This is a genomic window from Paracoccus sp. ME4, assembly GCF_046736325.1.
In the GTDB taxonomy this organism is placed as follows: Bacteria; Pseudomonadota; Alphaproteobacteria; order Rhodobacterales; family Rhodobacteraceae; genus Paracoccus.
Genome location: NZ_CP151276.1, coordinates 217959 through 230377 on the forward strand (window position 1 = coordinate 217959; position 12419 = coordinate 230377).

General features: G+C 72.1%; 12 protein-coding genes. 5 read left to right on the plus strand and 7 right to left on the minus strand.

Translation table 11 applies throughout. The annotated features are described in order from the left end of the window. Positions 1–4: 4 nt before the first annotated feature. Both AACG61_RS01060 and AACG61_RS01065 read right to left on the minus strand, forming a co-directional pair. Complete coding sequence (locus AACG61_RS01060) at positions 5–631, minus strand: response regulator (protein ID WP_411838186.1); 627 nt, start codon at positions 629–631, stop codon at positions 5–7. Then, positions 628–2004, minus strand: a complete 1377-nt coding sequence (locus AACG61_RS01065; RefSeq protein ID WP_411838187.1) for a histidine kinase — start codon at positions 2002–2004, stop codon at positions 628–630. Before AACG61_RS01065 ends, AACG61_RS01060 begins: the two co-directional genes overlap by 4 nt. Before the next feature lie 140 nt (positions 2005–2144). Here AACG61_RS01065 and AACG61_RS01070 point away from each other — a divergent pair, with 140 nt between their 5' ends. Genes AACG61_RS01070 through AACG61_RS01080 form a run of 3 tightly spaced genes read left to right on the plus strand, consistent with a single transcriptional unit; the run spans position 2145 to position 3890 of the window. Beyond that, positions 2145–2597 (plus strand): GAF domain-containing protein, encoded by a 453-nt coding sequence (locus AACG61_RS01070; protein WP_411838188.1) that lies wholly within the window; start codon positions 2145–2147, stop codon positions 2595–2597. A gap of 19 nt (positions 2598–2616) precedes the next feature. Continuing rightward, the gene (locus tag AACG61_RS01075) at positions 2617–3243 is read left to right on the plus strand and encodes a LysE family translocator (protein WP_411838189.1); all 627 of its coding nucleotides are present in this window, start codon (positions 2617–2619) and stop codon (positions 3241–3243) included. Then, positions 3240–3890: a pseudouridine synthase gene (locus AACG61_RS01080; protein WP_411838190.1), complete on the plus strand. Its 651-nt coding sequence runs from the start codon at positions 3240–3242 to the stop codon at positions 3888–3890. The genes AACG61_RS01075 and AACG61_RS01080 overlap by 4 nt, the downstream gene beginning before the upstream one ends. A 1-nt stretch (position 3891) precedes the next feature. Here the strand turns inward: AACG61_RS01080 and AACG61_RS01085 are convergent, their stop codons facing one another. After that, positions 3892–4656 (minus strand): MBL fold metallo-hydrolase, encoded by a 765-nt coding sequence (locus tag AACG61_RS01085; RefSeq protein WP_411838191.1) that lies wholly within the window; start codon positions 4654–4656, stop codon positions 3892–3894. A gap of 135 nt (positions 4657–4791) precedes the next feature. Here AACG61_RS01085 and AACG61_RS01090 point away from each other — a divergent pair, with 135 nt between their 5' ends. Both AACG61_RS01090 and AACG61_RS01095 read left to right on the plus strand, forming a co-directional pair. Next, positions 4792–5880 carry a saccharopine dehydrogenase gene (locus AACG61_RS01090; RefSeq protein WP_411838192.1) on the plus strand — a complete coding sequence of 363 codons (1089 nt, stop codon included), beginning with the start codon at positions 4792–4794 and terminating at the stop codon, positions 5878–5880. A 68-nt stretch (positions 5881–5948) separates the two neighbouring features. Continuing rightward, positions 5949–7157: a PQQ-dependent sugar dehydrogenase gene (locus AACG61_RS01095; protein ID WP_411838193.1), complete on the plus strand. Its 1209-nt coding sequence runs from the start codon at positions 5949–5951 to the stop codon at positions 7155–7157. Positions 7158–7190: 33 nt separating this feature from the next. On the opposite strand, the gene AACG61_RS01100 is transcribed toward AACG61_RS01095, so the two are convergent. From AACG61_RS01100 to AACG61_RS01115, 4 genes are all read right to left on the minus strand, one after another. Next, complete coding sequence (locus AACG61_RS01100; RefSeq protein WP_411838194.1) at positions 7191–7562, minus strand: DUF3775 domain-containing protein; 372 nt, start codon at positions 7560–7562, stop codon at positions 7191–7193. A gap of 67 nt (positions 7563–7629) precedes the next feature. Beyond that, positions 7630–9456 (minus strand): DNA mismatch repair endonuclease MutL, encoded by a 1827-nt coding sequence (mutL, locus tag AACG61_RS01105; RefSeq protein ID WP_411838195.1) that lies wholly within the window; start codon positions 9454–9456, stop codon positions 7630–7632. A gap of 117 nt (positions 9457–9573) precedes the next feature. After that, positions 9574–10893, minus strand: a complete 1320-nt coding sequence (locus AACG61_RS01110; protein WP_411838196.1) for a M16 family metallopeptidase — start codon at positions 10891–10893, stop codon at positions 9574–9576. Further along, positions 10890–12413 carry a M16 family metallopeptidase gene (locus AACG61_RS01115; RefSeq protein WP_411838197.1) on the minus strand — a complete coding sequence of 508 codons (1524 nt, stop codon included), beginning with the start codon at positions 12411–12413 and terminating at the stop codon, positions 10890–10892. Before AACG61_RS01115 ends, AACG61_RS01110 begins: the two co-directional genes overlap by 4 nt. Positions 12414–12419: the final 6 nt, after the last annotated feature.

The window sequence follows — 12419 nt, forward strand, 5'->3', positions numbered from 1 at the left end:
CCCCCTACACGCCGCTGTCCAGCGCGAATTTCATCAACCCGTTGATTCCGTCCACCCCCAGCTTCTTCTTCAGCGCCGAGGAGGTGTTCGCCGCGGTCTTGTAGCTGACGCCCAGCTGATCCGCGATAGCCTGCAGCCCGTGGCCCTGCCCGATCAGTGCCAGCACCTGGCGTTCGCGGTCCGACAGCGCGCCCAATGGGTCGCCCGCCGCGCCCGCGCGCAGCGTGGCCAGCGCCAGGGCCTGCTTGGGCGACAGGTAGAACTCGTCCGCCTCCAGTTGCCGGACGGCGTCGCGGAAATCGGATGGCGGGGCGTTCTTGGACAGGAAGCCCTGCGCCCCCGCCTGCAGGGCGCGGGCCGCAAAGCCCGTCTGGTCGTTCATGGAGAAGACCAGGATGCGCGCCTCGGGCGCGGCCTCGCGCAGCGGCGCGATCAGGTCGATCCCGCCGGTGCCGGGCAGGTTCAGGTCCAGGACGATCAGGTCGGGCGCCGCGTCGCGGGACAGCTGTTCCAGCGCCTCCTCGCCGCTCATGGCCTGGCCGACCGGGTCATAGCCCAGCTCTCGCAACAGGCGGCTGGCGCCCAGATGGGTGATCGGGTGGTCGTCGATGACCAGGGCGCGTTTCGTCACGGGGTCGTCCAGTCCTTGTCGGGGCCGGGTCCGGCGGGGTCCGGCTCCGGCGGCATCTGCGGCGGGCGGGGCAGGGCGGCCTCCAACCGGGTGCCCCGCCCGGTGGTGCGGCAGGCCGGCCCGACCGTCAGCGTGCCCCCCAGCAGCGTGATGCGTTCGCGCATGCCGGTCAGCCCGGTCCCCTCCGGGCGGTCGGCCGCCATCCCGCCGCCATCGTCGGTCAGGATCATGCGCCACTGCGCCGGATCGGTCCAGAGCCGGATCGCGACATGGTCCGCCCCGGCATGGCGCAGCGCGTTGGTCGTGCCCTCCTGCAGGATGCGGAACAGCGTCAGGGCAGTGGACTCGTCCGGTTCGGGCAGGCCCGCCGCGACATCGAGCTCGAAGCGCGTGTCGGGAAAGCGGCGGTTCAGGTCGTCCACATAGTCGCCCAGCACCGTGGCCAGCGGCAGCTGTCCCACCGCCATCGGGCGCAGGTCGTCCAGCAGGGCGCGGTTCACGCGGGCGATCTGGTCGGCGATGGCCGCGATCTGGGCGGCGGCCTGCACGGTGGCCGGGTCGGGGGAATGGCGCAGGGCATCGGCCTCGACCCGCAGGCCGAAGAGGCAGGGGCCCATCTCGTCATGCAGGTCGCGGGCGATGGCCTGGCGTTCGGCATCGGCCCGCGCGACGATCTGCGCCTGCAGCCGGCGCCGTTCGTCGCGGGCCTGCGCCAAGGTGCGGGCCAGGGCGTCGGCATGGGCGGCCAGCGGCGCCAGGTCGGGTTGGGGTAGAGGGCCGATGGCGGGCTCCAGCACGCCGCGCGCCATGTCCGACAGGCGCACGGCGATGGTCCCCACGGGGCGCAGCGCCTGCGCCAGCGCCGCCGCGATCAGCCCCGCCTGGACCAGCGCCGCCGCGAGGGCCAGCGCCATCAGGTCGCGCATGTCGCGCCAGGCGCGCGCGATCTCCTGACCCGGATCGCCCGCGATCAGCACAAGGCCGCGCGGCCGGCCCGCCACCACCACCGGCAGGCGGATCTCCTGCGGGGCGGGGGCGACGAGGGCGGTGAACCAGCCCGGCACCGGCGCCGCCGTGGCGGGCGGTCCCGCGGGCGGGCGGGCGCGGCCGTCCAGAACGTCGAGGATGGTGATGCGCGCATGGCGGGGCTGGGTCAGCCGTTCGGGCAGCAGCGCCATGATCCGGTCGGGCGGCACCGCCCCCTGCATCGTGCCGATCGTGGCCAGGACCAGGCTGCGCGCGGTCTCGGCGCCCATCCGGGTCTCGGTCGCGATGTCGCGGCGCAGCCGGTCCAGGCTGCCCGCCGCCAGGGCCGCGATCAGGGCCGTCTGGACGATCAGGATCACGATCAGGATGCGGGCGCGCAGGGTCATGGCCGCGACAGTGGCTCCGGATGCGGGCCGAGGCAATGGGGGGCGCTGCCCCCCGTCCTGCGGACTCCCCCCGGGATATTTTTCCGAAGAAGAAGGGGGCGGGCTTTCCTGTCGCGATGGGCGCGCGTAAGGATTGGCGCATGAGCGATTACGACGATCTGGCGGCCCGCATCCGGGCCCTGTGCGAGGGCGAGACCGACGAGGTCGCGCTGATGGCCACCGTGGCCTGCGAGCTGCACCATTCCGACGACCGATTCGACTGGACCGGATTCTATCGCGTGGTGGCGCCCGAGCTGCTGAAGATCGGGCCCTATCAGGGCGGGCATGGCTGTCTGGTCATCCCCTTTGCCCGCGGGGTCTGCGGGGCGGCGGCGCGCACGCGCGCGGTGCAGATCGTCCCCGATGTCGAGGCCTTTCCTGGCCATATCGCCTGTTCCAGCAGCACCCGGTCCGAGATCGTGCTGCCGGTGATGGGCGCGGGCGGACGGCTGATCGGGGTTCTGGACATCGACAGCGACCGGCCCGACGCCTTCGATCAGCGCGATGCCGACGCGCTGACGGCCATCCTGGCCGACGTCTTCGGGCGGCTGTGAGCAAAGGCGGGGACGCGCGATGATCTGGGAGACGCTGGCGAACATTCCCGCGGGACAGCTGACGGCCTTCATCGCGGGCGGGCTGGTCCTGAACTTCGCGCCCGGGCAGGACGTGTTCTTTGCCAGCGCCTGCGGCATCCAGGGCGGGCCGCGGGCCGGGGCCTGGGCGGGGTTCGGCGTGGGACTGGGCGTGCTGATGCATGTGGCGCTGGCCACCGTGGGTCTGGGCGCGATCGTCGCGGCCCATCCCGAGGCGCTGAGCGCGATCAAGTATGCGGGCGCGGCCTATCTGCTGTGGCTGGCCTGGAAGAGCTGGCGGTCGGGCGACGTGGACCCGTCCGCGCGGGGCAGCGTGCGCGTCTGGAACATCATCCGCCGGGGGTTCCTGTCCAATGCGCTGAACCCCAAGCCGGTGCTGTTCCTGCTGGCCTTCCTGCCGCAGTTCACCAACCCGGCCTGGGGGCCGGTCTGGCAGCAGATCCTGGGGCTGGGGCTGATCTTCGCCTTCACCGGGACGCTGGTCACGATGGGCTATGGCATCGTCGGCGGGCTGGCCGGGGCGGTGATCGGCAAGCGTCTGGGGCTGGTCAACAAGATCGCCGCCGTGATGTTCGCGGGGCTGGCGGTCCGCCTCGTCTGGAAATGAGCGATTTCGTCTATGCGCCGCCGCCCGATGCGCCGGTCATCCTGCATGCCGACGATCAGGTCCTGGTCGTGGACAAGCAGGCGGGTCTGCTGTCGGTGCCGGGGCGCGGGGAGGATCGGGCCGACTGCCTGATCGCGCGGCTGCGCGGCGCCTTTCCGACCGTGCTGCTGGTGCATCGGCTGGACCTGGACACGTCGGGGGTCATGGTCTTTGCGCTGACGCCCCATGCGCAGCGCCACCTGTCCAGGCAGTTCGAGGAGCGGCAGACCCGCAAGGTCTATGTCGCGCGGCTGGCCGGGCGGCTGGAGCCTGCGACGGGCCGGGTCGATCTGCCGCTGATCGTCGACTGGCCGAACCGGCCGCGCCAGAAGGTGGACCATGCCGAGGGCCGTCCTGCCCAGACCGACTGGCGCGTGGTGCGCGCGACCGACGGGGAGACCCGCGTGCGGCTGATGCCGGTGACCGGGCGCAGCCATCAGCTGCGCGTCCACATGGCGTCCCTGGGCCACCCGATCTTGGGCGATCCGCTGTACGCGACGGGGGCGGCCGCCGACCACCCCCGCCTGATGCTGCATGCCGAGAGCCTGCGGTTCCGCCACCCCGACAGCGGGGTGCAGAGCGGGTTCTCGGCAAAGGTGCCGTTTTAGGTCAGGACCCCTCGCCCTCGGGATACCACGGCGCGATCACGACCTCGGTCGGGGCGCCGCTCTCCTCCACCAGGCGGGTGAACGCCTCCAGGTCGCTGCCGCGGTGGTGATAGGGATAGACGACCGCGGGGGCGAAGGCCGCGACGGCCTCGGCCGCCTGCTCGACCGACATGGTGTAGGGCAGGTTCATCGGCAGGAAGGCCACGTCGATATCGGTCAGCGCGCGCAGTTCGGGCGTGTCCTCGGTATCGCCGGCGATCAGGAAGCGCGAACCCCCGACGGTCAGCACATAGCCGTTGTCGCGGCCCTGCGGATGGTTCTGCAGCCGGTCCTCGGTCGTGTTGTAGGCGGGGATCGCCTCGACCGGCAGGCCCAGGGCCTCTCCGGTGTCGCCGTTCTCCATCGTGGTGGCGCGCCCGGCCATGGCCTCTGGCAGCATGCCCGCGACGGCGGGATTGGCGATCACCGGCACCTCGGGCAGGGCGTCCAGCGTGGGCTGGTCGTAATGGTCGCCATGTTCGTGCGTGATCAGGATCAGGTCGGGCGCGGGCAGCTCGGCATAGGCCTCGGCACCGCCCACGGGATCGACATAGATCACCCCGGCCGGGGTCTCCAGCACCATGCTGGCGTGATCGACGGGATGGATCACCACCTCGCCGCCCTCGACCTCATGGCGGAACTCGCCGTCCTGGGCATGGGCGGGAAGGGCGGTGGTGGCCGCGAGGGTTGCGGCCAGGGTCAGGCCGGTTCGACGGGTCAGCAGCATGGTGCCTCCTGTTGCTGTCGGGATTTCGGATCGACGGGGCGGAACCGACGGGGGGGCGCGGAGTTCCGGCCGCGGCTTGCGGCGGAATGCCGCGTGACCTAAGCCTTGGCTGTCGGGGATCGGTCGGAGGTCGGAATGACACATCTGTGGGTCAGGGCGGAGAGTCGCCCGAACGAGGATCGGGTGGGCATCACCCCGGACGGGGTCCGGCACCTGATCGCGCGCGGCATGCGCGTCACGGTCGAGGACAGCGCCCGCCGCGTCATCCCCACCGAGGATTACGCCGCCGCCGGTGCGGCCGTCGCGCCCGAGGGCAGCTGGCCCGGCGCCCCTGCCGATGCGATCATCTTTGGCCTCAAGGAGCTGCCCGAGAACGGCACGCCCCTGACGCACCGCCACATCATGTTCGGCCATGCCTTCAAGGGCCAGCCCGCCGGGCAGGTGCTGCAGGGCCGGTTCCGCGACGGGGGCGGGACGCTTCTGGACCTGGAATACCTGACGGACGAGACCGGGCGGCGGCTGGCGGCCTTCGGCTATTGGGCGGGCTATGCGGGGGCGGCGGTGTCGCTGATGGCCTGGGCCGCGCAGCAGTCGGGCGGGATCTGCCCGCCGGTCCGGGCCTATCCCGACCGCCACCTGATGCAGGACGACCTGCGCGCGCGCATGGATGCCACAGGCCGCCCGCGGCCCCGCGCCATCGTCATCGGCGCCAAGGGCCGCGTCGGCAGCGGCGCGTCGGACCTGCTGACCGCGATGGGGGTCCGCGTCACGGGCTGGGACATGGCCGAGACCGCCCATGGCGGCCCCTTCCCCGAGATTCTGATGCACGACATCCTGATCAACGCGATCCTGGCCCATCCCGGCGCGCCGGTCTTCGTCGCGCCCGAGGCCGTCAGGCCGGGCCGCACCCTTGGCGTCATCGGCGACGTGGCCTGCGACCCGACCAGCGATTTCTCCCCGATCAAGGTCTATGACCGCACGACCGACTGGCAGGCGCCGGTCCTGCGCGTGGCCGAGGCCCCGGTGCTGGATGTGATGGCGATCGACAACCTGCCCTCGATGCTGCCGCGCGAGAGCAGCGAGGATTACGCGGCCCAGCTGCTGCCCGTGCTGGAGGCGCTGGACGCGCCACAGGAGGGGGCCTGGGGGCGGGCCGAGGCTCTCTATCGCCAGCATCTGGCGCGGCTCCAGCCGGGCGTTCACGAGGGGCTGACACCATCGTGACGGGGCGGCCGGGAACGCAACCGGGGCGCGCGGATTGACCCGCGTATTCATCTGTTCCGGAGGACCCCATGACGCGCCGCGCCCATCGCACGACCACGAGCCTGACGACCCTTGCCGCCGCCGGACTGCTGACGACGATGGCCATGGCGCAGGACTTCAACGCCGCCGCCCCCCATGGCGCCGCCTACAATCAGGAGCCCGCCTTCGAGGGTCAGACCCGCGCGCCGGAGCTGACCTCGGGCAATGTCGCCCTGACGCAGCGCGTGCTGATCGAGGGGCTGGAGCATCCCTGGGGTCTGACCGAACTGCCCGACGGACAGTGGCTGATCACCGAACGGCCGGGGCGGATGCGCATCTATGACGGCAACGGCACCTTGTCCGAGCCGATCGAGGGCCTGCCCGAGGTCGATGCCCGCGATCAGGGCGGCCTGCACGACGTGTCGGTCGCCGAGGATTTCGCCCAGACCCGCCGCGTCTGGTGGACCTATGCCGAACCGCGGGGCGACGGCACCAACGCCACCGCCGTCGCGACCGGCGTGCTGTCCCAGGACGGCACCACCATGACCGAGGTGCAGCGCATCTGGCAGCAGCAGCCGGCCTGGGCCTCGACCAAGCACTTCGGCGCGCGCATCGTGCATGATGGCGAGGGCCACATCTTCGTGGGCTTGGGAGAGCGCAGCGACCCCGAACCGCGCCAGTATGCGCAGGACCCGCAGGCCACCCTGGGCAAGATCATCCGCATCGACGCGATGGATGGCAGCCCCGCCGGCGCGGGCATCGAGGGCGCGCTGCCCGAGATCTGGTCCATCGGCCACCGCAACATCCAAGGCGCGGCCATGGGTCCCGACGGGCAGCTGTGGATGAACGAGCACGGCCCCCGCGGCGGCGACGAGCTGAACGCGATCGAGGGCGGCCGGAACTACGGCTGGCCCCTGGCCACCTACGGCACCGACTACAGCGGTGCCCAGATGGGCCAGACCCAGGTCGAGGGGACCGACCAGCCGGTCTATTACTGGGACCCCTCGCCCGCGCTGAGCGGCATGACCTTCTATGAGGGCGACCTGTTCCCCGAATGGCAGGGACACGCCCTGCTGGGCGGGCTGCAATCGGCCGACATCATCCGGTTGGACATCCAGGAGAACCGGGTGATGGGAGAGGACCGCCACGCCCAGGGCATCGGCCGCGTGCGCGAGGTCGAGGTGGGCCGGGACGGCGCCATCTACGTCATCACCGACGAGGAGAACGGCCAGCTGATCCGCATCACCCCGCAGGGCTGACCGTGGGCCGGGCGGCTGCGGCCGCCGGGTCCGTCACACGGGACGGTGCAGATCGTCCTCCGCGGCCTCGGGCGGGATGCCCAGGGCCTCCAGCCCCGCCTCCAGCAGATCGGCCAGGCGGGGCTCTCCCATCAGGTAGTCCTCGGTCGGCACCGTGCGCTCGGCGCGGGCGGTGCGCATCGCCTCATCCAGCTCCTCCGGCTCGAAGCTGTCGCGCCCGATCCACATGACCGCCACCAGCGCGGCCTGCTCGTCCTCGTTCAGGTCGGCGATGAAGTCGTGCAGCGCGTGGCGCGTGCCGTGCTGGCGCCCGCCCCCCTGATGCGCCCAGGGGTTCACCCCGCTGTCATGGTCGCGGGCCTGGATGATGATATGGGCGATCTTGTCCAAGGCGATCGGCAGCATGGCATGTCTCCGGTTGCGCGGGCCAGCATCGGCCGGGCGCGGCGCGCGGTCAAGCGGGGCGTGGCGGTCAGTCGCGCCGCCCGAACAGCCGTTCGATGTCGCTCAGCGCCAGCCTCACCCAGGTGGGGCGGCCGTGGTTGCACTGGCCCGACCGGGGCGTGCGCTCCATCTCGCGCAGAAGGGCGTTCATCTCCTCCGCGGTCATGCGGCGGCCCGAGCGGACCGATCCGTGGCAGGCCATCGACGACAGGACCGCGTCGATCCGCGCCTGCAGCCGGTCCGATGCGCCCTGGTCGTCAAGATCGTCCAAGATGTCGCGGATCAGCGCCCGGCCGTCCAGCCGCGCCAGCATCGCGGGCACCTCGCGCAGCGCCACGGCGCCCGGACCGAAGGGCTCGATCGCCAGGCCAAGCCGCGCCAGATCGGGGGCCAGCGCCAGGATGCGGGCGGCCTCGGCCGGGGTCAGCTCCACGATCTCGGGGATCAGCAGGGCCTGGGACGGGATGCCCGATGCCGCGGCCTGCGCCTTCAGCCGCTCATAGACCAGCCGCTCGTGGGCGGCGTGCTGATCGACGATGACCAGCCCGTCGGCGGTCTGGGCGATGATGTAGTTCTCATGGATCTGCGCCCGCGCCGCGCCCAGGGGCGCGTCTGTCGGGGGCGCGTCGGTCGCGGGTTCCGCCTCCAGCCGCGCCGAGGGGGTCTCGGCAAAGCCCGGCATCTGCGCGGCAAGCCCCGCCGCGAGGGCCGCCGCCGAGGGGCGGTCCGGCTGCCAGGCCAGGGTCGGCTGGCGTTCGGGCTGCGGCGCCGTCGCCGGTTCGGGCCGGAAGGCCGCCAGCGTCGCCGCCCCGACCGTCCCCGAGGCGCGATGCCCCGCCCCCGCCATCGCATGGCGCAGCGCGCTGACGATCAGGCCGCGCGCCGCCTGCGGGTCGCGGAACCGCACCTCGGCCTTGGCCGGGTGCACGTTCACGTCCACCAGCTGCGGGTCGCATTCCAGAAACAGCACCGCCGCCGGGTGCCGCCCCGAGGCCAGCACATCCATGTAGCCCGCCCGAAGCGCCCCGGTCAGCAGCTTGTCGCGCACCGGCCTGCCGTTCACGAACAGGTGCTGGGCCACCGCCGCGCCCCGCGAATAGGTGGGCAGCGCGGCGAAGCCGCTCAGCGCGATGTCGTCGCGCAGCGCGTCGATGGGCAGGGCATTGTCGATGAAGTCGGGGCCCATCATCCGCATCAGCCGCGCCTTGAGCGCGCCGAACAGGTCGCCCTGTTCGGCATCCGCGCGCAGGATCTCGCGCCCGTCGGCGGTCAGGGCAAAGCCCACATGCGGCGCGGCCATGGCCAGGCGGCGCAGCGTGTCCGCCACGGCCTGCGTCTCGGCCCGGTCGGTGCGCAGGAACTTGAGCCGCGCGGGAGTGGCGAAGAACAGGTCGCGCAGCTCGACCACGGTGCCCGGATTGCCCGCCGCCGGGCGGACCGGTGCCTGCCGGCCCCCGGTCACCGCGATCACCGCCGCATCGGCCCCCGCGACGCGCGAGGTGATGGTCAGCCGCCCGACCGCGCCAAGCGACGGCAGCGCCTCGCCGCGAAAGCCAAAGCTGGTGATGGCCAGCAGGTCCGATCCGTCGATCTTGCTGGTCGCATGGCGCGACAGGGCCAGCGGCAGATCTTCGTGCAGCATGCCGCAGCCGTCATCGGTGACGCGGATCAGGCGCTTGCCGCCCTCCTCGATGGCGATGTCGATGCGGGTGGCGCCAGCGTCCAGCGCGTTCTCCACCAGCTCCTTGACGGCCGATGCGGGGCGCTCGACCACCTCGCCCGCCGCGATGCGGTTGGCGGTGGCCTCGTCCAGCTGGCGGATCACGGGCCGTATCTTGGGGCTGTGGCTGTTCATCCCGCGATATCTAGCAAGTCCGCCCCGCCCTGGCCAGAGATTCGCGGGCCTGCCGTCGGTCGCGCCCGCGCCGCGCCCCAGCGGGGCGCGGCGCGCGGTCCCCCCGGTCCGGGGGGATCAGTTCGTGACGGGCGTGTCGCCCTCGACCCCCTCGGGGCGTCCGACTAGGACAAAGCGCAGCGCCTCGGGGTCCAGCAGGCGTTGGGCCACGCGGGTCACGTCCTCGGCCGTGACCGCCTCGACCTTGGCGTTTCGCGTGTCGATGTAGTCGATGGGAAATCCGATCAGCTGCATCCCCGCCAGGATCGACGCGATGCGCCCGTTCCCGTCGAAGCGCAGCGGGTATTCCCCGGTCAGATAGGTCTTGGCGGCGTCCAGCTCGGCCTCGGTCACGCCCTCGGCCATGCGCGCCCATTCCGCGCGGATCAGCGCCATCGCCTCGGCCGTGGTGGCGTTCGATCCGGCCATGCCGCCCTGCCAGCTCTGCCCGTAAAGCCCGGTGGCCAGCGCGGTGCCGACGCCATAGGTCAGGCCGCGCTTCTCCCGGATCTCCTCCATCAGCCGCGAGCTGAAGCCGCCGCCGCCCAGGATGTGGTTGGCCACGACCGCCGCGAAATAGTCCGGATCGTCGATGGCCAGCCCCGGCCCGGCAAAGGCCACGACCGTCTGCGGGCTGTCCCAATCGATCACCGTGACGCCCCCGGTCAGCTGCAGGGGCGCGGGTTCCGGCAGGGGCGCGGTGGCCTGTTCCGGCAACCCGCCCAGGATGCGGTCCAGCAGCAGCCCCAGCTCCTCGGCCGAGATGTCGCCCGCCGCGCCCACGACCACCCGGTCGCGCGCCAGCACGCGGTTCTTGGCCGCCACCAGGTCCTGCCGGCCCAGGGCCGCGACACCCTCCAGCGTCCCGTTGATCGAGGTCGCATAGGGATGATCGCCCCAAGCCTGGGCGGCCATCTCCTTGGCGGCGATGCTGTTCGGGTCGGTCGCCTCGGAGCGGATCACCGCCTGCACCTGCGCGCGCACGCGGGCCAGCGCGTCGTCGTCGAAGCGCGGCTGCGTCAGCGCCTGCGCCAGAAGGTCCGCGGCCTCGTCGCGGTTCTCGCTCAGCGCCTGAAAGCCCACGGAGAGGGTGTCGTCGCTGGCCGAGAAGGACAGCCGCGCACCCAGATCCTCGACCGCGGTCGCGAATTCCGTGGCGTTGCGGTTGCCTGCCCCCTCCTCCAGAAGCGCCGACATCAGGTTCACCGCGCCGCGCCGGTCGGGCGTGTCCATGCTGGCGCCGCCGCGGAACTGGATGTCCAGCGCGACGAAGGGGATGCTGTCGTCCTGGACCAGCCAGGCCTTGATCCCGCCCGGAGAGGTGACGTCCTGGATCTCGATGGCCTGCGCGGGCACGGCCAGCAGGGCCAGGACGGTGGCGATGGCGGCACGGATCATCCTTGCACCTCGGGGTTCTGTTCGGGGGTTTCGGGCGCGGGCGCCTCGGATGCGGGGACTTGGGGCGCGGGCGCTGCATCGGCGGCCGCGGCGGTGTCGACCGGGGCCGGGGTCAGCCAGCCGGTGACCGCCCCGCCCTCGGTCAGCACCAGCCGCGCGGCGGCCATCACGTCCTCGGCCGTGACCGCGTCCAGCACGGCGGGCCAGTCGTTCACGTCCTGCACGCCCAGACCCGTCGACAGGCCCTGGCCATAGTCATAGGCGCGGCCATGGGCCGAATCGCGGCCATAGATCTCCTCGGCGCGGATCTGCACCTTGACCCGCTCCAGCGCCTCCGGGTCGGGACCTTCGGCCAGGAACCGTTCGATCACCTCGTCCAGCGCGGCCTCGGCCTCCTCGGGCGTCACGTCCGGCGCGGGGATCAGCGACAGGCTGAACTCGGTCGCGTCCAGCGACAGCCCGTCATAGCTGGCCCCGGCCCACAGCGCCTTGCCCGGCAGCATCAGCTCCTGCGCCAGGACCGAGGTCTGCGACGACCCGCCCAGCAGCGCGGCCAGCACGCTCAGCGCGGCGGCCTGCTCCTGCTCGCCCGGATTGCGCTCGGGGGCCAGCGTGGTGCGGATCATGCGGGGCTGGGCCACGCGCGGGTCCGACATCTCGATCCGCCGCTCGGTCCGCTTGGGCGGCTCCTGCGGGCGCAGGCGCGGCTCGGCCTCGCCCTTGGCGGGGATGGCGCCGTAATGCTCCTCGGCCAGGGCGCGGGCCTCCTCGGGGGTGACGTCGCCTGCGATCACCAGGACCGCCTCGTTCGGAGAATAATGCTCGTTGTACCAGGCCACCGCGTCGTCGCGGGTCAGCGCCTCGATCTCGTCGCGCCAGCCGATGATCGGGCGGCCGTAGGGGTGGTTGTCATAGACGATCGCGTTCATCTCCTCCATGAACAGCGCGGTCGGGTCGCTGTCCACGCGCTGCGCCCGTTCCTCCAGCACGACCTGGCGTTCGGCCTGCCAGTCCTCGTCGCGGATGTTCAGGTTGGCCATGCGGTCGGCCTCCATCTCCATCACCAGGGGCAGGCGGTCGCTGGCGATGCGCTGGAAATAGGCCGTGAAATCCCACGAGGTGAAGGCGTTGTCACTGCCGCCATTGGCGGTCACGGTCTTGGACAGCTCGCCGGGCTCCAGGGTGTCGGTGCCCTTGAACATCAGGTGCTCCAGGTAATGCGCGATGCCGGACTTGCCCGGCACCTCGTCGGCGGCGCCGATCCGGTACCAGACCATCTGGACGACCACGGGCGCGCGCTCGTCCTGGATGACCACGGTCTCCAGACCGTTCGGCAGGGTGAAATGGCTGATGCCCTCGGGCATCGCCGCGCCGGCATCCGGCGGGACGGTGGCGGCCTCGGGCATGGGGGCGTCCTGCGCCAGCGCGGGCAGGGCGGACATCGCGGTGCTCAGCGCCAGAAGCGCGGCCAGCGCGGGGGCCCTTCCGGACGACCGGGGGCGGGATGCGGGGTGACGCATGGGTGG

Excerpts from the sequence above, each read along its gene's own strand:
- mutL (WP_411838195.1), bottom strand. The coding sequence starts at position 9,456 with ATGAACAGCCACAGCCCCAAGATACGGCCCGTGATCCGCCAGCTGGAC.
- AACG61_RS01115 (WP_411838197.1), bottom strand. The coding sequence starts at position 12,413 with ATGCGTCACCCCGCATCCCGCCCCCGGTCGTCCGGAAGGGCCCCCGCG.
- AACG61_RS01080 (WP_411838190.1), top strand. The coding sequence starts at position 3,240 with ATGAGCGATTTCGTCTATGCGCCGCCGCCCGATGCGCCGGTCATCCTG.
- AACG61_RS01110 (WP_411838196.1), bottom strand. The coding sequence starts at position 10,893 with ATGATCCGTGCCGCCATCGCCACCGTCCTGGCCCTGCTGGCCGTGCCC.
- AACG61_RS01065 (WP_411838187.1), bottom strand. The coding sequence starts at position 2,004 with ATGACCCTGCGCGCCCGCATCCTGATCGTGATCCTGATCGTCCAGACG.
- AACG61_RS01095 (WP_411838193.1), top strand. The coding sequence starts at position 5,949 with ATGACGCGCCGCGCCCATCGCACGACCACGAGCCTGACGACCCTTGCC.
- AACG61_RS01075 (WP_411838189.1), top strand. The coding sequence starts at position 2,617 with ATGATCTGGGAGACGCTGGCGAACATTCCCGCGGGACAGCTGACGGCC.
- AACG61_RS01070 (WP_411838188.1), top strand. The coding sequence starts at position 2,145 with ATGAGCGATTACGACGATCTGGCGGCCCGCATCCGGGCCCTGTGCGAG.
- AACG61_RS01100 (WP_411838194.1), bottom strand. The coding sequence starts at position 7,562 with ATGCTGCCGATCGCCTTGGACAAGATCGCCCATATCATCATCCAGGCC.
- AACG61_RS01085 (WP_411838191.1), bottom strand. The coding sequence starts at position 4,656 with ATGCTGCTGACCCGTCGAACCGGCCTGACCCTGGCCGCAACCCTCGCG.
- AACG61_RS01090 (WP_411838192.1), top strand. The coding sequence starts at position 4,792 with ATGACACATCTGTGGGTCAGGGCGGAGAGTCGCCCGAACGAGGATCGG.